The following is an 18,825-nucleotide window of genomic DNA, read 5'->3' as shown; positions in this document are numbered from 1 at the left end:
TCATCCGAAGACGACACGGCGCTGGGCCGCCGTGCAACTGAGGTAACGCCGGATGACCAGCCATTTCGACAACGCACCGCGGGAGCCGATCCGCTTCGCCTATTGGGTGCCCAACGTCTCCGGGGGGCTGGTGATCAGCAAGATCCTCCAGCGGACGGGCTGGGATGCGGAGTACAACCGGAAGCTGGCGCAGATCGCTGAGGAAGCGGGATTCGACTACGGGCTGACGCAGATCCGGTTCACCGCCGGCTATGGGGCCGAGTACCAGCACGAATCGGTCGCCTTCAGCCACGACCTGCTGGCCGCCACGACCAGGCTCAAGGTGATCGCTGCCCTCCTTCCCGGGCCGTGGCATCCGACCCTCGCTGCCAAGCAGATCGCCACGATCTCGCAGCTCACCGAAGGCCGTATCGCGGTAAACATCGTCTCGGGGTGGTTCTCGGGTGAATTCCGGGCGATCGGTGAACCCTGGCTCGATCATGACGAGCGTTATCGCCGATCGGAGGAATTCATCCGCAGCCTGCGCGGGATCTGGACGCAGGACAACTTCACCTTCCGCGGAGACTTCTATCGCTACAGCGACTACACGCTGAAGCCGAAGCCGGCCCAGCCCCTGCCCGAGATCTTCCAGGGCGGCTCGTCGCGCGCCGCGCGCGACATGGCGGCCCGCGTCTCCGACTGGTACTTCACCAATGGCGGCACGCCGGAGACGATCCGCGCCCAGGTGGATGACATCCGCGCCAAGTCGGCCGAGACCGGCAATCATCCGCGGATCGGCGTGAACGCCTTCGTGATCGCCCGCGACACCGAGGCGGAAGCCCGCGCCGTCCTTCAGGAGATCGTCGACCACGCCGATCCGGACGCCGTGAAAGCCTTCGGCCACGAGGTGAAGAATGCCGGCAAGGCTTCTCCGGAAGGGGAAGGCAATTGGGCGAAGTCGAGCTTCGAGGACCTCGTCCAGTACAACGACGGCTTCAAGACGAACCTGATCGGCACGCCCGACCAGATCGCCGAGCGGATCCTGGCGCTGAAGGATGCCGGTGCCGACCTCGCCCTGCTGGCCTTCCTGCATTTCCAGGAGGACGTCGCGTATTTCGGCGCGCACGTGATCCCGCGGGTCCGCGCCCTCGAAGCCGCCCGCGACCGGCGCGCCGAGGCGGCCTGAGCGCCGCCTGCCGATGCGAAACTTGTCTGACCGGAGTGAGCCATGAACATCGCCGTCGATGCGCGCACGCTCGAGCCGGAGCACCGCCCGGGTGCTCCCGGACCCGCGCGGCCGCCCTCCCCCGCCCATGTGATCCGTGACGATGCCGAAGCGCTATCGGTCGCAGAACGGCTGGCCGCCGAATTCCGGGCCGGCGCCTCTGAGCGGGACCGCCACGCCGTACGCCCGCTCGCGGAACTCGATGCCTTCTCCCAGAGCGGCCTCTGGTCGATCAACGTGCCGCGGGCTTATGGCGGACCCGAGGCCTCGTACCGGACCCTCGCCCAGGTGATCGCCATTCTGGCGGCCGCCGATCCGGCCATCGCGCAGATCGCCCAGAACCATCTCGGCATCCTGGCGGCGATCCGGACCGTGTCGGACGAGGCGCAGAAGCACCTGCTCTTCGCAGAGGCTCTGCGCGGAACGCGGTTCGGCAATGCCTTCTCGGAGCGCGGCACCAAGCGGGCGGCCGACTTCGACACACGCTTCACCGATCACGGCGATCACGTCGTCGTGCGGGGCCAGAAATTCTACGCCACCGGCGCGCTCCTCGCGCATCTCGTTCCGATTGTCGCCCTCGATGCCGAGGGGCGCGCCTGGTACGCCATCGCCGAGCGGGATGCGCCCGGCCTGACGGTGATCGACGATTGGTCGAGCTTCGGCCAGCGCGGTACGGCAAGCGGGACCGTGCTGATCGAGGATGTGCGTGTCCCCAAGAGTCATCTGGTTCCCGCCTGGAAGGGCTACGAGGCGCCCACCGCCGACGGCGCGGTGTTCCAGATCATCCAGGCAGCCGTCGATGCCGGGATCGGCCGCGAGGCCCTCGACGATACGATCCGCTTCGTCCGCGACAAGGCCCGTCCGTGGATCGACAGCGGCCTGGAGCGGGCTTCGGAGGATCCCTACACGATCCAGGCGGTCGGCGATCTGACCATCCGCCAGCACGCCGCAGAGGCGCTGCTCGATCGGGCTGGCCTCACCCTGGATGCCGCCGTGGCGCGGCCGGATCCCGAGACCGTCGCGGCCGCGCAGCTCGCCGTGGCGGAGGCGAAGGTGCTGACCACCGGGGTGGCCCTGGCGGCGGCGAACAAGCTGTTCGAGCTGTCGGGGACGCGCTCGACCCTGGCGGCGGAGAATCTCGACCGTCACTGGCGCAACGCCCGCACGCACACGCTGCACGATCCGGTCCGCTGGAAATACGCGATCGTCGGCAACCACGCCCTCAATGGCGTGAACCCCCCGCTCCACGCCTGGAGCTAACCGGAGGGCTACAGCACGGGCAATCCTCGGGCCTTGGCCTCGTCGCCGGGTTCGACATGGATGGTGACCACGGCGCCGGGGATCGTGGTCTCCAGGGCGATCTCCAGCCGGTCGCAGATCGCGTGAGAATCCTCGACGGTCATCGTGCCGGGAACGACGAGGTGGAAGTCGATGAAGGTCGCCTGACCGGCGGAACGCGTGCGCACGTCGTGCGCCTCCAGCGCACCCTCCCCGTGCTGGGAGATGAGCGACCGGATCTGGCTCACCATCTCGGCCGGAGCGGCCCGGTCCATGAGGCCGTCCACCGATTCCCGGACCATACGGAAGCCGGACCACAGGATGTTCATGGCGACCAGCCCGGCCACCACTGGGTCGAGGACGGGGTAGCCGGTCAGGACCACGGCGCCGACGCCGGCGAGCACGCCGCAGGACGTGACCACGTCGGCGAAGACGTGGCGCGCATCGGCGATCAGGGCCGGCGACCGCCACCGTTGGCCCCACCGCATCAGCGCCGCCGCCCAAACCGCGTTGATGATTCCCGCCGCGAAGTTAATCGCTAGGCCGAGGGTCGGCGCGTCGAGGGGCTTTGGGGCGAGCAGCCCGTAATAGGATTCGCGCAGGATCAGCAGCGCCGCCACCACGATCAACGCACCCTCGATGACCGCGGAGAAGAACTCCGCCTTGTGGTGGCCATAGGGATGGTCCTCGTCGGCCGGGCGCGCGGCGACGCGCAGGGCCACGAAAGCGCCCACCGCCGCGACCACGTTGATGATGCTCTCCAGCGCGTCGGAGTACAGGGCGAGGCTGCCGGTGAGCCACGCGGCGTAGAATTTCATCGCCGTGACGGCGAGGCCGATGCCCGCGCTGAAGAGGGCGGCTTTCTGGGTGCGGTCCATGGTGCGCGCCGTTCGAGTGACGCCGCGCCCATACGGCACCCGCTACGGCCAAGGCCACGGCAAAGGTTCGACGCCGTCGAAAACGTGTTAGCCGCGGCTAAGTCTCCGACGCGCCTCCGTTACCCCGGGCGGCCTCGCGCCGGCGGCTCAGTTCCGCCTTGGACCGCGCGGTTTCGGCCTTGCGGAGATAGCGGCGACGCTGCCAGATAAAGCGCGTCGCGGCGGCGAGGGCCTCCAGACGGGCGGCCTCGCGCTCCCAGTACCCGAGGAGCTGGCCGTCGAGGGTGATCCGCCTGAGTCGGGAGCGAGGCGTCATCGTTCGTGATCCCGCGGTGCGGGCGGTTCGCCGGTCTCAGCCACGGTCAGGGCGTCGGGATCGCCGCGGAAGCTGCCAGCACCGACATCCGGGACCGGCACGCCCGGACTACCGAAGGGCTGGCTCGGATAGGCCGATTCGAACTTCGCGCGGGCGTCGGCATGATCCTCGGCTTTCAGCACGATTTCGGGTGTGCCGGCCAGCGGCCAGCGGGGGTCGGCGTCATCACGGGGGCGAACGGCGTACCAGGGCATGGATCGAGGGCCTCGCGTCTCGGTGACGCGGAAAACGGACGCGCTCCCCAGCGGTTCCGCGGTTGAAACCGCTGGACGTTCGGTGCACGCAGCCGGCGATGCGCGTGGACCTCTTCGATTTCGAACTCCCGGAGACCAGTATCGCCCTGCGCCCGGTTGAGCCGCGCGACGCCGGACGGCTGCTCGTGGTGCGCCCCGGCGCGCCCTTGGCCGACAGGGCCGTGCGCGATCTGCCTGACGCCCTCCGCGCCGGCGATGCCCTGGTCTTCAATGACACGCGGGTGATCCCTGCCCGGCTGCATGGCGTTCGCACCCGCCCCGGCGCACCCGGACAGCGCACGGAGGTGATGCTCCACCTGCGCGAGGCTCCCGACCGCTGGCGCGCCTTCGCGCGGCCGGCCAAGCGGCTCGCCGCGGGGGACGCGCTGCGCTTCGGCACGCTATCCGCCACGGTGCTCGAGAAGGCCGACGCCGGAGAGATCGTGCTGGCCTTCGACCGCGCCGGGCCGGACCTCGACGCCGCCATCGCGCTCGAGGGGGCCCTGCCGCTCCCCCCCTACATCGCCGGCAAGCGTGCCACGGATTCCCGCGACGCCACCGATTACCAGACGGTCTACGCCCGAAATCCGGGCGCAGTGGCGGCACCGACGGCCGGCCTGCACTTCTCCGACGCGCTGCTCGCCGATCTCGATGCCGCCGGCCTGGTGCGCCATCACGTCACCCTGCATGTCGGCGCCGGGACCTTCCTGCCGGTCAAGGCAGACGACACCGACGCACACCGCATGCACGCGGAAATCGGCATCCTCGACGCCGCCACCGCCGATGCCCTGAATGCCGCGCGGGCCGCGGGTGGCCGAATCGTCGCGGTCGGCACCACGGCGTTGCGCCTGCTGGAGAGCGCGGCCCGCCCGGACGGGAGCCTGGCGGCGTTCTCGGGGCCAACCGAAATCTTCATCACGCCAGGCTACCGGTTCCGCGCGGTTGACGCCCTCGTGACCAACTTCCACCTGCCGCGCTCGACGCTGTTCATGCTGGTCTCTGCCTTCTCCGGCCTCGAGACGATGCGCGCGGCCTACGCGCACGCGATCAGAGCCGGGTATCGATTCTACTCCTACGGCGACGCCAGCCTGCTCTTCCCGGGCCCGTGCGCGGACATCCCATGACCGACAGCACCCACTTCCGCTTCGATCTGCTGGCGCAGGACGGCACGGCGCGCACCGGCGTGATCGCGACGCCGCGCGGTGAGATCCGGACGCCGGCCTTCATGCCGGTGGGCACCGCCGCGACGGTCAAGGCCATGTATCCCGGCCAAGTCCGCGACCTCGGTGCCGACGTGGTTCTGGGAAACACCTACCACCTGATGCTGCGGCCCGGGCCGGAGCGCATGGCCCGGCTCGGCGGCCTGCACCGCTTCATGAACTGGGACCGGCCGATCCTGACGGATTCCGGCGGATTTCAAGTGATGTCGCTCTCCGCCTTGCGGAAGATCGACGAGCAGGGCGTGACCTTTCGCTCACATATCGACGGCACTGCCCACCACATGAGCCCGGAGCGCTCCATCGAGATCCAGGGCCTGCTCGGCTCCGACATCCAGATGCAACTCGACGAGTGCGTCCGCCTGCCGGCGGATCACGCGGCCATCGAGAAGGCCATGCACCTGTCCCTGCGCTGGGCTGAACGCTGCCGCGTCGCGTTCGGCGAGCAGCCGGGGCGGGCCCTATTCGGCATCGTCCAGGGCGGCGACGTGCCGGCTCTGCGCATCGAGAGCGCCCGCGCCCTCACGGATCTCGATCTGAAGGGCTACGCGGTGGGCGGCCTTGCGGTCGGCGAGCCTCAGGACGTGATGTTTTCCATGATCGAGACCGTGGAACCGCACCTGCCGGCGGCGAAGCCGCGCTACCTGATGGGCGTCGGCACGCCGGACGACATCCTGGGCGCGGTCGCCCGCGGCATCGACATGTTCGACTGCGTGATGCCCACCCGCGCCGGACGGCACGGCCTGGCCTACACCCGCCACGGACGGGTCAACCTGCGCAATGCCCGCCACGCCGAGGACTCCGCGCCACTCGACGAGGCTTCCGCTTGTCCGGCCACCCGGGACTATTCCCGTGCCTATCTGCATCACCTCGTGCGCTCGAACGAGATCCTCGGGATGATGCTGCTGACCTGGAACAATCTCGCCTATTACCAGGACCTGATGGCCGGCGCCCGCGCGGCGATCCGGGATGGACGCTACGCTGATTACTGCGTCAGCACCCGCGTGGGCTGGGCCAGCGCCGAGCGCGCCGCCGCCTGACCGCTTGCGTCAGGGATGCGTGAGCACGCGGTAGACGCCGTCCGGAGCGTCGCGGCCGGTCGCGACGGCGGCCTTCAGATCCGATACGAGGCGCGCAGCGACGGGCAGACGGTAATGCAGCGCGTCCCAGTAATTTGCGTCTCGCGTAGTTAGCGGCGAGATCAGGCGAAAATCCACCACGACGGCTCCGCGGCGTTTCCCGATCATCGCGGTCCGCGCCTTGCAGGCCTCTGTGCGTCGGCCGGCGGCCGAATCCGGCAGCCCCTGCGCCGCCGCATGGACCGGCATGAAGGCCACGACCTTCAGCGCCTCTGCCGGCAGGCGTCCGAGCAGATCGTCAAGCCGGGTGAGCGCCGGCATCGGCGCGTCGAGGCGGTCTTCGGCCGTCGCGTTGACGGTTCCCGCGCGAATATGCGCCTGGGCGCGGCCGAGATCGTAGTGCTCGTCCGGCGGCGTGAACACCGCGTAGCCATCGCCGCGGATCCTGGACCGTGCAAGCCCGAGAACGGCGAGGCCGGTTCTGACGGCCGTCGTCACCGAGCGCAGGTTGACCTGCCGGAGGACGTCACCGGGAGCCCGATCCGCGTAGAGCCAGTCCGGGAAAGCATTGGCGGTTCGCGCCGGCGGATCGGCGGAGCACCATGTGGCGTCGAGACCGAACAGGATCGCGCGGATCGGCCGGCGCGCCAGGAACAGCGTGGCGAGGCGCGTCTGCTCGTCGGGCGTTGCGGCATTCATCGCCAAGTTGGCGAACCGCACACCGAAGGCCGCATCCAGTGCCTGGGGATCGAGCAGCCGCGCCGTCGAGGTGCCGAAGACCGCTGCGTCGAAGGGACCCCCGCGCGCGATCTGAGGGTAGGAAAGCCGCTGGTTGGCGTCCAGGATCGGACCGGGTGGACGGCCTGGCGCGGCCCGCAAGCCGTAGGGATCGATTGCGGCCACGAAGCCAATCACCGCCAAGCCCAGAGCGGCGGCACTGACGACGAAGCTGCGCGCGAAACCGGTCCATCCTGCGGGCTGACCGGCTTGGCGGTGCGAGGGCGCTTTCATCAGCCAGTTCCTTACGCCGTTCTGCGAGCCGCGTCGCAGGATCGCGCGCGGAGACAGGCCGCATCAATGTTGGGCTGCACAACAATCGATCACTGACGTGTCCGCACAGGCAGATCGACGAAGTCCGTGAACCGCTCGGCATGGCATCATTTAAACTCAGCGCGGCGTCGCCTCCCGAACGGGTATGCGGGGCGGAGAAGTCCGACGACGTTCACCGCACACAACTTCCGCCTCGCGGATGGATCCGAGACGTTGCCCGAGGCCGGCTGGCATCTGGACTGTCAGGATCAGGAGCACTTCGTTCTGATCCGCGACCGCATTCGCTTCGTCCTGTGCCTGTACTGGACCGATCAGGATCTCGCGTGCCTCCCGGTATCCGACGTGGCCGCAGCGGCGGAACGTGCGAGCACCCTGGAGTCTCCCGGGGCTCGCCGACAGGCGCGGCCGTGTGCGCTTGCGCAACCCCGGGATACGCAAACGGCAATATAGGGATGATCTCACGAACGGAGGTCGGTGATGAGCCTGTCGGACAACGTGATGCGGTCCCGCAATCCCGGAACGCAGCCTCGCCCCGAACCGAAGCGTGGCCTTGCCGACCTGATCATGATCGGTGGCCTCCTGGCAGGCCTGGCCGTGATCGGACAGAGGCTCATGCTGGCGCTGAGCGCAGTTTGAAGGCGTGGATGTAGGCCTTTGCGCGGCGCGCCTCTTCATGTGGCCCGATTCACGTCGCCGCCGGGCTTCCAAGTTCGCCCTCCCCACCAGTGGGCTCGGCCGCGCTGCTCGTCGACACATCGGGTCTCCTTCGCCTCGCCCGCCGCGGCGGGAAGATGTTTCTCCGAGCAGGGCAACGACCGCTTCACCATTCCACGCGGATGCTGTTGCTGAATCGGGGCCCAGGCCGTTGAGGCGCATGGATCAGTCCGCGCCTCCCAAAACGGACCGTCATGCGACGGAGTCGGATGCCCTCGCCGCGTTGCCGACGGGCGTTTTTGTCACCCGATGGCGTCAAATCACGGGCGAGCCGCCGGCCGTTCTCTTAAACTCGCGATCCGCGATGATCGCGCTACTGGTGGAGAGCGTACCCGCTGCGCCGCTCAAGCTTTCCGGTGCCGGATCCGAAAGGACGGATCTCGACGCTGGCCCGAGCCGACCGCAGAAGCAGAGCGCGGGACGCCCGGACGGGCGAGGCGCGGGATAGTCTGCGCTCGAACCGCCGGGCAGCTTTCATGTCGACCGAGACGCAGAGGCGGCCCGCGCAGAAAATCGGGCAGAGGGGCGCAAGCCAGACACACGTCGAGGCCTGCGCGAGGCCGATGACCGCGTTCGTGCGGACACGGGACGCTCTCGAGGCGGCTGCGGCGCGTTACCCGCACCCAAGCATCACGCCTGTTCGGCAATACCAGGCCGACTAGCGCCAACTTTCAGTGATCTCGGGAAATCTTGGTCGGAGTGGCAGGATTTGAACCTGCTACCCAACGTCCCGAACGCGTTGCCTTTCGATCTTGCCGCGTCGTCCCTAGAAGACGCTCAGATCATCACCCCGCTTTGTTCACGTTCGGTGCGCGGGAAAGCGTCCCGGTAGGCGTCCCGGTACTCCTACGGCCGCCGATCGCCTGGAGCGCACCCTGGAAGTGCTCGGGGCAGTGGTGACCGTAGTCGTCCTGCAGGACCTCCAGCGTCACGCCGAAATAACCGCAGGCCTCCCAGGGCGGCCAACCGCCGCGGAGCGCCAGGGTGATCGCCGTGTGACGGGAACGAATGCGGGATGACGTCGGGGGCGAACCCAGCATCCTCGCGCGCCGCGCGGAACGCCTTGTTGATCCGCTCGACGCGCTTGCCCTGCCACTCGACCACGTAGCGGGAAGCGATGCCCGTCCGCTCCCAACGCCGGAGGTGCGCCAGAAGCCGCGGGTGCAATGGCGCCGGCGCTTGGCGCTTCTTGGTCTGTCGAGGTCCCGGCGCCCGCCGGTAGAAGGTGCCATGCTCGAGGTCGACGTAGCCGCTACCGACGGTCGGGCGGATGGCCGCGCCGCAGATCGCGCCGGCCCGGGTGCCCGTGTACAGCGCCACCAGGATGAAGCGAGCGACGTGCTGGCGAGAGCGCCGGCCGGTGGCTTGGCCCTTCTGCACCTCGCTGTAACGCCAGGCGGACCAGATCAGCTTTGCAACCTCGGAACGGGTAAGCCACCGCTCTCGCGCGGCGCCCCGGTCCGGAATCACCACCGGCACCGGCGAGGCGAGATGCCCCTCGCGGTGGTAGTGGTTGATCGCCGCTCGGAAGTCCTCCAGCTCGCGCCGCGCCACCGTGAGACCACGGTGCTCCGCATAGTCTCGGCGGGCGCGGCCGGTGACCGTCGACAGCCGCTTGCCCTCGAAGAACGCCAGGATGTTGCCCAGCCGGCCGGCGATCTCCTTCGGGCGCGCCTTCTTGCTGGCGATGTCGTCGAGGTAGACCGAAACTACGTCGGCGACCCAGACCTGAGCGGGGTCACGATCGCTCTCCCGCGCGGATTCGTGCTTTTCGGCGATGTAGGCGGCGAGCCGCTTTTCAGCCGCTGCAGCCTCATCAGCGCGGCAGCCTGTGCGGATTTTCCGTCGTCCGTCTCGGATGATCCAGGACGCGTGCCGGGTGACCCGGCCTTCGGAATCCGTCTCTGCCCGTTCGAGCTTGAGGTGGGGACCTTCGGAGCGGCGCGGCATAGCTCGATCATCTCGGCAATTGCACGAAGCGTGGTCCAGTCTTTCCCCGCCACGCGCGAGACAGCATGGCGGCTGCGCGCGGCCTCGCGGCGAAGCCCCGCTCCCGTCATGGCGCCGCCGGGGAAGGCGATAGCGGCCGCAACGTCGAGACGCAGCGGCGTCGTGTCGTCGACCTCGTGCCGGTCCGGGATGCGAACGCTACGCGGCACTGGTCCCTCCCTGCTGTTCGCGCCTTCGCGCATCGGCCAGCGCAGCGGCGCGCCGCTGCTTCCTTCGGCGACAGCTCGCGCAGAGCGGTGCGCCCGGCCCGCCGCGCCTCCGCCTCATCCGCCATCCGTGGGTCGTAGAACTCGGCCCCGCTGTCCGGCGTCACGCCAAGCGGCCGACGGATCGCGTCGTGGAAGGCGATAAGCAGACGATCTCGGGCAGCCTCGGCGGCGAGCATCCGCTGCATTACGGCCTCGCCGTGCTTGGCGATGTCCGCCTCACTGGGCTCGTCTCCGCAGACGGATGAGCAGCACACCGGGCAGACGATGTCGTCGTCTTCGCCCCCGCACTGCTCGGACGATCCTACCCAGCCGCAATGCTCGCACTCGGTGATGTAGTAGCGCCCCGGGTGCTGCTGGGATTCGAGCAGGGGCGCGGGCGCGGCGACTACGAGAACGAGGTGCTGATCGCGGAGTACGTGTCGGCGCTGAAGGACCTGCCGCTTGCCGCGATTCACGACGCGGCCGAGCGCTTCCGGTCGGGCCTTGTTGTCCTCTCTGTCGTCGGCGGCTCGTTCTACACCGTCGACCAGCGCGAGCGGGTGGTGCTGCTCACCAACGGCGCCGTGGTCGGAGAGGCGGACCCGGGCCTGCACTGGAAGGCGCCGTTCGTGCAGACGGCGGTCGCGATCAGCGTCGAGTCCCATCGTGTCGAGTTCGACAAGATGGAGGCCTACTCGCGCGACCGGCAGCCGGCGGTCATGAAGCTGTCGGTCCTCTACCACGTGCCGGTGGACCGGATGTCTGAGGTCTACAGCAAGATTCACGTCGACCCGGAACCTGGAGGCGCGCGTCGTCCAGCCGAAGGTGCTGGAGCAGTCGAAGAACGTCTTCGGCCAGTTCGACGCCCTGACGGCCGTAAAGGATCGGGTGCGCCTCAATGCCCAGATGGCGGCCGCGATTCACGAGTCCGTCGGCGCCATGAACGCGCCCATCGTGATCGACGCCGTGCAGATCGAGGACATCCAGTTCTCGCCTGAGTACATGCGCTCGATCGAGAAGCGCATGCAGGCCTCCGTCGAGGGTGACCGCCTCAAGCAAAATGCCCTCCGGGAGAAGGTCCAGGCCTAGATCGTCGGCACGAAGGCCGGCGCCGAAGCGAACGCGATCCGCCAGCGGGCGCAGGCCGAGGCCGATGCCACCAAGCTCCGGGGCGATGCGGAGGCCAGCGCGATCCGAGCGCGGGCGGAGGCTCTCGGCTCGAACCCCGGTCCCGTGGCGCTGACGCAGGCGGAGCGGTGGGAAGGCAAGCTGCCGACAATCATGGTGCCCGGCGGCGCCCTGCCGATGCTCAATGTGGGGAAGCCGTGACGGCGCGTGTCACCCCTCGCGATGGGCATTAGGAGACACCGCACCCGGTGCTGATGGCGAACCCGCTACGGATCGAAGGCCCGGACCCACCGTCAATGACGTGCGCGAACGTGGAGCGGTGGCTGGCGGCGGCGTTCATGGCTTTCACCAGCTCGGGCATCTTCAGCGTCCGCACGAACCGGCTCCAGCCGAACGACCCGCAGGAGATGCGGGCGACCTTCGACTGGATCGTGTTCTCTGCCGAGGTCCTCGGCCGGGACGGTGATGAGCGGATTGCGCTGCTGAAGTGGGCCCGGGCAAAGGCGCGGCGGCGGATCAAGCGGCACCGTCGGCTTCGGCTGCTGAAGGACGTGCCAGGCGGGACGATCACCGACCATTGCCGCGAGTGCGGGATCTGGCGGCGGACCTTCGACCGGCGCCGGAAGCGGACCTGCGAGCGGATAGCGGAGGCCTGGAATGTGCGCAGGGCGGGAGGCGGATCAGCCTGACTTCTTCCTGCGGTGGCCTTCTTTGGCTGAGCAGCCCAGCGCGGCTGCTTGCGACCCAATGCAGTCGAAAGCACGGACTCGCGTAAGTCTTCGAAGTGGTCGCTTGCGTATCGCCTCGACCGTTCGTCGCCGCTGGCATTGCGACGGATGAGATGTGCACGAAGAGGGAGGTCGGGCCGCCGAACACGGCTCACCCGACGACCCACTCTATTTTACTTTTTCATCGGATCCTTGGCCATGCTGTCCTTGGACATATGATCCCTGGCCATGGGATTTTTACCCATGGGATCTTTACCCATGGGATCTGTGGCCGTGTGATCTTTGGCCATTGCGCCCTTCTTATCCATCGAGTCCTTAGCCATCGGATCTTTGCCCATGGCTTCGGCGGCGATTACTGGGCTCGCTGCGACCGAGGTCGCGAGGAAAACGGCTGAGGCAGTGCGGAACAGTTTAGTCATGTCGGTGCTCACTGCAGTCCAGTGCCAAGTCCATGGCACTTTGCAGAGTTCGTGGTGGCATCGGCCAGGTTACATCCGTATATCAGCGATTCTACGCGTCCTCGGCCCTCGGTCCTCTAAGATTACCATGAGAGCGTTTCCGCCGGCTGTTTCTGTGAGTCGTCGCCGGGCCCTGTGCGTCCGCTTTCTGCATTGATCGCCCGGAAGCGGACCGTCAAAAACCACCCTGAGCTGCCCTTCCGGTAGCGACCCAACCCAGTCGCCGGGAGCGATGTCAGCGCTCCTCCAAAGCGGCCGATCGTCAGCTGTCCGTCAGCTTCGACTTGGGGCCACAAGCGGCCGACCGGCAAGGGCGCCGCGGAAGTCTTGGATGGCGTCTGACGCTAACTCGAAGGCGACTGGCCAGCTCTCCCAGTACCAAAATCTCGCAAATCTCCGCCGCCGTAGCGGTTACATCGAGGTGTTTGATCGCTTTGTGTGTGTGCATTGATGAAAATACTGTCAGATAAAAATCTATGCCTCTGGGGCTATTATATTTATTTGTTTTTCACCTCTCAATTCAGAGGTGACATACCAACTGTCCCATTGTGAAAATTGCTTGAAAACTCTGATATGTCCTTTCGATAAGAGTATTTCGTCTACCGATCTCTCATTTTTATGGTTGTTCTCAACAGATATTGCCCTGAAGCGATGCCGAAAACTGTATGAAGATAATATTTCTAGCTCACTGCCCTCCGTGTCCATTGATAAATAGTCGATGACAGATGGAGCGTTATACTTATTAAGTAAATCGTCTAAAGATATTGTATTTACTTCTATGCGCTGACCCCGGCTTCGAATTTCGGCGAAATGGTCAGCATCTGAGAATTTAGCTATTCCACTCAGCTCGGGATCAGTGTCATTAGTCAGTATAAATTCAATCGAATCCCCTGATTTTGAATAAACACAATCTCTCTCAATGAAAACAATTCTATTGATTGCCAAATCTGAATGCCAGATCGGATTTGGCTCAGCTAAAACTCCCTTCCAGCCGAATTTCTTTTCTAGAAGCCATGTGTTGCTGTTTTTAACGCCGTTTGTCGCACCAAACTCTACGAAAAATCCTCCATTCTTCTCTCCGAGCTCAAAACACACCCATAGATCCTGTAGGATTTGCGATCTGGAGCGATCTCTCCGTGCTAAGCAGTAGCTAATAAATCTCATGTCATCATTGACGATGATCTTTTTGCCTCCTCCCTGTTGAGGCGCAACGCATTAAATAATACTTTCTGAGCGGAGTGATTTTCTAGAATTCTGCTTAATACACTCGCAGTTCCCGATAAGGCCAAGCTCATTGCGGAAATCATGCGGACCTCCTTTGTTATGCAGTGGATAATTATGACTTAAACACCGAATTAATCAATAATCAGGCCAGTCCGCTGGTCCGAAGGCGGGCGAGTATGGGCAGGGAGACGACTTCTGATTCGATGCCTTTCCTAAGCGAAAGCGGACCGGCAGAAATCTACCCGTTGCGGACTACGAGGGCGGATTCCGAGCGTTGAAGCTCGACCCCTATAGACGGCTTACGGCTCTGAATGGCGCGTGGGCCTGCGTTCGCTCGCCAGTGTCCAAAAAAGGAACGGAGATCAGGTGTCACGGATCGACGGAAGGTCGACCGCCTCAAGGGGCACCACCGTGGCAGCGTCCAAGACCAAGCCCATCACTCTCGCCGGCTCGCCGGCAACCCACTCGCACGTGCGCATCGAGAAGCGCTCGGCCGGCGCGCGGCGCCGGGCGGCCGCGGCTCAGCCGATCACGGCGCGCGACCGCGCGATCCAACCGGGGCCGCGACGGTCCCGTTCCCCTATGAGCTGGGCACCTTCATCCTGACCACCGTCAAGCGCCGGGTCGACGTGCTGGGCGCCGAGCGCGCCCGCGGGGACATCACCGACGCGCAGCTTTTCGTCGGCCGGCTGATCCAGGCCGTGTACGAGCGCGGCTCCGGCGGCTGGGACATCTCTGGATCTCGCGGCCAGACGATCGCCCACGAGCTGGCCATCATCTACAGCGTCGAGGATGCCGAGCGGGTGCGGAAGTTCTCCGCCCGCCTCGAGCGCGCCCTCGGCTCGGTCGGCGCCCGATTCCTCCGCGCAATCCTGACCGAAGGCTGGACCTTCCGGACCTACGCGGCTGCGCGGGGCAAGGGCAGCGAGAAGGGCACGGCCCAGGTCGCGGCGCACTTCCGCTTCCTCTTGGAGGGGCTGACCGCGGCCCAGCACACCGCCCGCGGCGCGGGGCGGCCGACGCCGGACGATGTCTACCTCGCGGACGCAGAGAGCGTGCCGGCCCGGATCGCGGCGGCGCTGGCGCGGGACGAGGTGGTCGAGTAGGCGGAGGCGCCGGCGGCTTGACACCCGACGGGCGAACAGCCAGTAGGCTCCAGTCGTTAGACGCACGCCCGGAGCCTACTGGCTTCCGGGCGTTGGCATGTCCGGGCCTAGCTTCACCGAACCCGCTCAACAGCTTAAGCGTTGCTCGGGCAGATGCGGGCAGTGTTCCATGCCATGATCGGTCCCCGATGAGCGCCCACGCTATCGTCACCGCGATCGAGGAGGAGAGCCTCGCGCGCTGCCGCATGCGCGCGACCGGGCGCCAGGACGTCGACCTCGAAGCCCGCGACCATCACTGCCGGCGCATCCGGGCGATGATCCGCTAGCTTCGGCCGCTGATCGGGACAGTCGAGAAGCGCACGTTCGGCCAGTCCGGACAGAGCGAGAAGGGCAAGCCGTTCACGGTGGCGCGGCGAGTACGGACGGGTCGGAAGGCGGCCTGAGCGGCGAAAGCTGCTTTGGCCGTACGTCGGCGTGCCATTTACCACTGGCTATTGCATTCAGCCTACGATGGTCTGAAGCCGTGACGGCTTAGCGCACTAGGCACCATTGCTATGCCGTTCGATCAATTCGATAAGCTATTCTGGGTGTGCGTCGGGGTGGCCATCCTGAGTACGTGGGCCCTCATCGGCATCCACATCGCTCGGCGTTGAGGCTGCCGACCAGGTCGCGATAACCGCCGATCCCGCCACCTGGATCGCTTCCGCTAACTTTTTTTGTCGAAGGCACGGTCGTTCGGATCACGCTGTGAGCCGCGAGACAGCGTGTTGCATTCAGTTCGGGCGGACGGTCACTTCGTAGGTCGACGACACGTTCACGTAGATGACCTCGCCCGAGCCGCCTCTCGATTGAACGTTGCTGTTCACCCTCATGTTCAGGATTCGGCATTCCGATCGGAAGGCTTGCTTCAGAGTATCGCAGTCCTGAGCTGCCGCTTGGTAGAGAACCGCGCGGGTTGCTGCGATCTGCTTGAGCTGGTCCTCGCTGCTCGACCCGGCAATCACGGGAATGTTGATGCTCATCGTGCTCTCCACCCGTACCGGGTACGGCCGGCTGATGGGCGATGCCTCCGGGCTTGGTGCGGACCGGGGCGGCTCTGCCTGGGCAAATACGGCGCACGAGGGGATGGAGACAGCGAAAGCCGCAGCGATCAACGCGGTACGCGAGGAAGTCATCGAGCACTCCTGAAGCGTCCAGATCCTGCACACCTCTCGATAAGGCTCCGCAAAGAGGACCAATAAATTCCCGCGCTTCGGCTGCACGAAGCCGCAGCTCCATGAGCGGCCGATCCGATAGCCGCGGCCGGGCTCGATTGGCCTCGCTCAGAACCTCGGATCGAAGCGAAACCACCATACTCTTGAGTAAGATGACAAAGTGCAACGAGTAACAAAAAAACATCAACAAAAATAGTAGCTTGCGGTGATTTCTGGCTTGCGTCGTGTGGGCCGACTGCGGGCCCGGAATAAAGCCCAGACCGACGCCCGCGCGGCGATCGCCACCAAGGCAGTCGCCTACGTGCGGGTCTCGACAGAGGAGTAAGCCGCTACCGGCCACGGTCTGGAGACGCAAGACAATGCGGTTCGGGCTTTCGCTGAGAGCCAGGGCTACGAGCTCGTCGAGGTTGCGACCGACCCCGGCGTCTCGGGTGCCACCCGGTCGGCGGATCGGCCCGGCTTCGGCCGCGTGTTGGAGCTGGCTGCGGCCGGCGCCTTCACCGTGCTCTTGGTCCACAAATTTGACCGTCTCGCTCGCGGGATCCGGTTCGCCGTCACTACGGTCTCGGATCTGGCGGAAAGCCACGATGTGGTGATCCGGTCAGTAACGGAGCCGATCGACACAGCGACCCCGATGGGGCGCACTCTGTTCGCGATCCTGGCCGGTATGGCGGAGAACGAGCGGTTCGCGATCCGCGACCGCACGGCGGGTGGCCGTCAGACCAAGGCCAGCAAAGGCGGCTTTGCCGGGGGGGCGGGTCCCCTACGGCTACGAGCGAGACTCGGACAGGCACCTTCGCATCGTCCCGGAGCAAGCGCGCATCGTGCAGCGCATCTTCCGGGAGCGGCGACGGAAGCGGACGCTTCGGTCTATCGCCGACGATCTGAACCGCGAGGGCATCCCATCACCTGGCGGCGCCACGTGGCACCCATTTCGGGTCAGCTACGTGCTCGACAACCCGAAATACCGCGGCGCGATCGAATACCTGTTCCGGTGGAGCGGGCTCGAGACGCACGTCCTGCAGCCGGACGCGCACGAGGCGATCATCTCTTGACCGCACGCCCCGACTGCACCTCGGCCGACGCGGACTGGGCCCTTCGCCATGCGCAGCGCCTGCAGCGCGACCCGGCGGCTCAGGCCTACGGCGACCACCTCCGCCGCAAGGGGCTGATCCCGGCGCCGGTCCGGCTGCCGGCCGAGACCCCGTACGACGAGGCCCGGGCCGGCGAGTTCGAGGTTCGCCGCTCCATGGCGATGAGGAACGCGCGCTGATGGGCCGGCTTCTGCTCCGTCTGCTGCTCGGTGTCCGTCCCGCCGCTCCCGAGCCCGCCCGCGTCCATGGTGGCGAGCGTGAGCTGTGCGCCGGTCCAGACCTCGGTGCGCAGTCGAGCGCGATCGCGAAGCTGTCGCGCACCGATGCGGAGCGCCTGCTCGGCACCCCGTTGAAGGTTCTCCGCTGATGCCCCGCGTCTGCGCCCCCCTCCTCGCCGGCATCGCCGCGGCGGCCCTGCGCCCGCGCCGCCCGGCGTCCTTCGTCATGGTCCGGCTGGCGCTGCCCGACGACGTGCGCGTCTGGGCCGAGCGCCTGATGCTCCTGTTCGGCGACATGCCGTCCCGCGCCAAGCACTGACGGCGGGCTGAAGTGTGATGGCGACCACAGAGATACGGCTCAGCGTCTGCGCTGATGTGCTGGTCATGGAGATCGCGACCGATGCTTGAGATCGCCCGCAGCATTCTCGGTGTCCGGCAGCTGGCCGGTATTTTCCTCATCCTGATGCTCGGCTGGGCCTGGGTCTGGCTGTTTGACCAGCCTGCACACGCCCAGTCTCCGGGCTACATGGCCGGCGCACTCGCCTGCCCGCCTGGGGTCGAAGGGCCCGACTGCACGAGCGATACCGCCCTCGACGTGCTCACGCAGCCGGTGGTGCTCGTCACCGAATGCCCGATGGTCGGCACGCTGCTGACTACGCATCTGAGCCTGCCGGCTGGTGGCACGCACAAGACATTCTGCCAGCGGCGGCGCTCCTGAGATCAGGCACGAAACAGGCCCATGAGCCAGTTCCAGCCCGGCCAGTCCGGCAACCCCGGCGGCCGCCCGAAGGCCTCGGCCAAGGTGCGCGACCTCGCCCGCGCGCACACTGAGACAGCGCTGCAGGTCCTCGTCGACATCGCGATGGGCGGCGAGAGCGAGGCCGCCCGCGTAGCAGCCGCCAACGCCATCCTGGATCACGGGTACGGCAAGCCGACCCAGCCCATCGACGGCGACGGCGAGGGCGGCGCGATCCCGACCGGCATGACGGTGACCTTCATCCGGCCCGAGCGCCCGCCCGATGCAGGTTGAGTTCCCGGAGAAGCTCGCCTTCCTGTTCGAGCCGGCCCGCTACAAGGTCGCCTATGGCGGCCGCGGCGGGGCGAAATCCCTGGGCTTCGGCCGGGCGCTCCTCATCATGGGGGCGAAGCGCCCGCTCCGAGTGCTCGCCGCTCGCGAGTTCCAGAACAGCATCGCGGAATCGGCGCACGCGCTGTTCGCGTAGCAGGTCGACCTCCTGGTGACCCTGACCCACCAAACTGGTCCGCGCTGAGCGCAAGTTTTTCGGGCATCCTGAACCCTGAAGGAGGGTGGATGCCATGCCCCGCAAACGCTTCACGAACGAACAGATCGCCTTCGCCCTGCGACAGGCGGAGAACGGCGCGACGGTGGACGAGGTCTGCCGGAAGATGGGTGTATCCGAGCCGACC

At 66.5% G+C, this 18,825-nt stretch carries 26 protein-coding genes and 2 pseudogenes; 20 read left to right on the top strand and 8 right to left on the bottom strand.

The annotated features are described in order from the left end of the window. Positions 1-52: 52 nt before the first annotated feature. Together sfnG and CIW48_RS16330 are read left to right on the top strand one after the other, a co-directional pair. Positions 53-1,165 carry a dimethylsulfone monooxygenase SfnG gene (gene sfnG, locus CIW48_RS16335; protein WP_149311720.1) on the top strand — a complete coding sequence of 371 codons (1,113 nt, stop codon included), beginning with the start codon at positions 53-55 and terminating at the stop codon, positions 1,163-1,165. Positions 1,166-1,207: 42 nt separating this feature from the next. Then, positions 1,208-2,464: an SfnB family sulfur acquisition oxidoreductase gene (locus CIW48_RS16330; RefSeq protein WP_149311719.1), complete on the top strand. Its 1,257-nt coding sequence runs from the start codon at positions 1,208-1,210 to the stop codon at positions 2,462-2,464. 8 nt (positions 2,465-2,472) lie between these two features. On the opposite strand, the gene CIW48_RS16325 is transcribed toward CIW48_RS16330, so the two are convergent. The 3 genes from CIW48_RS16325 to CIW48_RS16315 form a co-directional block, all read right to left on the bottom strand. Beyond that, a complete protein-coding gene (locus CIW48_RS16325) occupies positions 2,473-3,360 on the bottom strand; it encodes a cation diffusion facilitator family transporter (RefSeq protein WP_149311718.1) in 888 nt (295 codons plus the stop codon). 97 nt (positions 3,361-3,457) lie between these two features. Continuing rightward, positions 3,458-3,676: a hypothetical protein gene (locus CIW48_RS16320; RefSeq protein ID WP_149311717.1), complete on the bottom strand. Its 219-nt coding sequence runs from the start codon at positions 3,674-3,676 to the stop codon at positions 3,458-3,460. After that, on the bottom strand, positions 3,673-3,930 hold the full coding sequence (locus CIW48_RS16315) for a hypothetical protein (RefSeq protein WP_149311716.1): 258 nt from the start codon (positions 3,928-3,930) through the stop codon (positions 3,673-3,675). Before CIW48_RS16315 ends, CIW48_RS16320 begins: the two co-directional genes overlap by 4 nt. A gap of 98 nt (positions 3,931-4,028) precedes the next feature. Between CIW48_RS16315 and queA the strand changes: the two genes are divergently transcribed. After that, positions 4,029-5,093 (top strand): tRNA preQ1(34) S-adenosylmethionine ribosyltransferase-isomerase QueA, encoded by a 1,065-nt coding sequence (queA, locus tag CIW48_RS16310; protein ID WP_149311715.1) that lies wholly within the window; start codon positions 4,029-4,031, stop codon positions 5,091-5,093. Beyond that, positions 5,090-6,226, top strand: a complete 1,137-nt coding sequence (gene tgt / locus CIW48_RS16305; RefSeq protein WP_149311714.1) for a tRNA guanosine(34) transglycosylase Tgt — start codon at positions 5,090-5,092, stop codon at positions 6,224-6,226. Before queA ends, tgt begins: the two co-directional genes overlap by 4 nt. 9 nt (positions 6,227-6,235) lie before the next feature. Here tgt and CIW48_RS16300 read toward each other — a convergent pair whose 3' ends face one another. Continuing rightward, positions 6,236-7,276: a hypothetical protein gene (locus CIW48_RS16300; protein WP_149311713.1), complete on the bottom strand. Its 1,041-nt coding sequence runs from the start codon at positions 7,274-7,276 to the stop codon at positions 6,236-6,238. A gap of 516 nt (positions 7,277-7,792) precedes the next feature. Here CIW48_RS16300 and CIW48_RS33280 point away from each other — a divergent pair. Beyond that, positions 7,793-7,951: a hypothetical protein gene (locus CIW48_RS33280; RefSeq protein ID WP_173009284.1), complete on the top strand. Its 159-nt coding sequence runs from the start codon at positions 7,793-7,795 to the stop codon at positions 7,949-7,951. Positions 7,952-8,875: 924 nt separating this feature from the next. On the opposite strand, the gene CIW48_RS16290 is transcribed toward CIW48_RS33280, so the two are convergent. Continuing rightward, a complete protein-coding gene (locus CIW48_RS16290; protein WP_197739353.1) occupies positions 8,876-9,979 on the bottom strand; it encodes a site-specific integrase in 1,104 nt (367 codons plus the stop codon). A 583-nt stretch (positions 9,980-10,562) separates the two neighbouring features. On the opposite strand from CIW48_RS16290, the pseudogene CIW48_RS34005 reads away from it, so the two are divergent. The 3 genes and pseudogenes from CIW48_RS34005 to CIW48_RS16275 all read left to right on the top strand — a co-directional run. Next, positions 10,563-10,991: pseudogene (locus tag CIW48_RS34005) on the top strand (SPFH domain-containing protein); the annotation flags it as partial. 61 nt (positions 10,992-11,052) lie between these two features. Then, positions 11,053-11,316: an SPFH domain-containing protein gene (locus tag CIW48_RS34000; RefSeq protein WP_246695277.1), complete on the top strand. Its 264-nt coding sequence runs from the start codon at positions 11,053-11,055 to the stop codon at positions 11,314-11,316. A gap of 335 nt (positions 11,317-11,651) precedes the next feature. Next, positions 11,652-12,044 (top strand): hypothetical protein, encoded by a 393-nt coding sequence (locus tag CIW48_RS16275; RefSeq protein ID WP_246695276.1) that lies wholly within the window; start codon positions 11,652-11,654, stop codon positions 12,042-12,044. Between the two features lie 212 nt (positions 12,045-12,256). On the opposite strand, the gene CIW48_RS16270 is transcribed toward CIW48_RS16275, so the two are convergent. Together CIW48_RS16270 and CIW48_RS16265 are read right to left on the bottom strand one after the other, a co-directional pair. Continuing rightward, on the bottom strand, positions 12,257-12,502 hold the full coding sequence (locus CIW48_RS16270; RefSeq protein WP_149311711.1) for a pentapeptide MXKDX repeat protein: 246 nt from the start codon (positions 12,500-12,502) through the stop codon (positions 12,257-12,259). A 513-nt stretch (positions 12,503-13,015) separates the two neighbouring features. After that, complete coding sequence (locus CIW48_RS16265; protein ID WP_246695275.1) at positions 13,016-13,636, bottom strand: FkbM family methyltransferase; 621 nt, start codon at positions 13,634-13,636, stop codon at positions 13,016-13,018. A 758-nt stretch (positions 13,637-14,394) separates the two neighbouring features. On the opposite strand from CIW48_RS16265, the gene CIW48_RS16260 reads away from it, so the two are divergent. Both CIW48_RS16260 and CIW48_RS33995 read left to right on the top strand, forming a co-directional pair. Beyond that, entirely contained in the window at positions 14,395-14,871 is a 477-nt protein-coding gene (locus CIW48_RS16260; RefSeq protein ID WP_149311710.1) for a hypothetical protein, read from the top strand. 188 nt (positions 14,872-15,059) lie between these two features. Further along, positions 15,060-15,197, top strand: coding sequence for a hypothetical protein (locus CIW48_RS33995; protein WP_246695274.1), 138 nt, complete (start codon positions 15,060-15,062; stop codon positions 15,195-15,197). Between the two features lie 447 nt (positions 15,198-15,644). Here the strand turns inward: CIW48_RS33995 and CIW48_RS16250 are convergent, their stop codons facing one another. After that, positions 15,645-15,893 (bottom strand): hypothetical protein, encoded by a 249-nt coding sequence (locus tag CIW48_RS16250; protein WP_149311709.1) that lies wholly within the window; start codon positions 15,891-15,893, stop codon positions 15,645-15,647. On the opposite strand from CIW48_RS16250, the gene CIW48_RS33275 reads away from it, so the two are divergent. The 10 genes and pseudogenes from CIW48_RS33275 to CIW48_RS16215 all read left to right on the top strand — a co-directional run. Beyond that, entirely contained in the window at positions 15,886-16,059 is a 174-nt protein-coding gene (locus CIW48_RS33275) for a hypothetical protein (RefSeq protein ID WP_173009283.1), read from the top strand. The two genes, CIW48_RS16250 and CIW48_RS33275, sit on opposite strands and share 8 nt — an antisense overlap. Before the next feature lie 369 nt (positions 16,060-16,428). Continuing rightward, positions 16,429-16,764: pseudogene (locus tag CIW48_RS33990) on the top strand (recombinase family protein); the annotation flags it as partial. Between the two features lie 145 nt (positions 16,765-16,909). Then, complete coding sequence (locus CIW48_RS33985) at positions 16,910-17,140, top strand: recombinase family protein (protein ID WP_246695273.1); 231 nt, start codon at positions 16,910-16,912, stop codon at positions 17,138-17,140. Then, on the top strand, positions 17,137-17,358 hold the full coding sequence (locus CIW48_RS16240; protein WP_149311708.1) for a hypothetical protein: 222 nt from the start codon (positions 17,137-17,139) through the stop codon (positions 17,356-17,358). The genes CIW48_RS33985 and CIW48_RS16240 overlap by 4 nt, the downstream gene beginning before the upstream one ends. Beyond that, positions 17,358-17,546, top strand: coding sequence for a hypothetical protein (locus tag CIW48_RS16235; RefSeq protein WP_246695272.1), 189 nt, complete (start codon positions 17,358-17,360; stop codon positions 17,544-17,546). Before CIW48_RS16240 ends, CIW48_RS16235 begins: the two co-directional genes overlap by 1 nt. Next, positions 17,546-17,716, top strand: a complete 171-nt coding sequence (locus CIW48_RS33270) for a hypothetical protein (RefSeq protein ID WP_173009282.1) — start codon at positions 17,546-17,548, stop codon at positions 17,714-17,716. Before CIW48_RS16235 ends, CIW48_RS33270 begins: the two co-directional genes overlap by 1 nt. 81 nt (positions 17,717-17,797) lie before the next feature. Then, positions 17,798-18,115 (top strand): hypothetical protein, encoded by a 318-nt coding sequence (locus CIW48_RS16230; protein WP_149311706.1) that lies wholly within the window; start codon positions 17,798-17,800, stop codon positions 18,113-18,115. Positions 18,116-18,136: 21 nt separating this feature from the next. Continuing rightward, positions 18,137-18,427, top strand: a complete 291-nt coding sequence (locus tag CIW48_RS16225; RefSeq protein WP_149311705.1) for a DUF5681 domain-containing protein — start codon at positions 18,137-18,139, stop codon at positions 18,425-18,427. Then, on the top strand, positions 18,417-18,620 hold the full coding sequence (locus CIW48_RS16220; RefSeq protein WP_246695271.1) for a phage terminase large subunit: 204 nt from the start codon (positions 18,417-18,419) through the stop codon (positions 18,618-18,620). Before CIW48_RS16225 ends, CIW48_RS16220 begins: the two co-directional genes overlap by 11 nt. A gap of 94 nt (positions 18,621-18,714) precedes the next feature. Next, a partial coding sequence (locus CIW48_RS16215) for a transposase (protein ID WP_149311704.1) occupies positions 18,715-18,825 on the top strand: 111 nt, incomplete at its 3' end.

The sequence above is a fragment of the Methylobacterium sp. P1-11 genome, assembly GCF_008329595.1.
In the GTDB taxonomy this organism is placed as follows: Bacteria; Pseudomonadota; Alphaproteobacteria; order Rhizobiales; family Beijerinckiaceae; genus Methylobacterium.
This window is presented reverse-complemented; position numbering and strand designations above follow the sequence as displayed.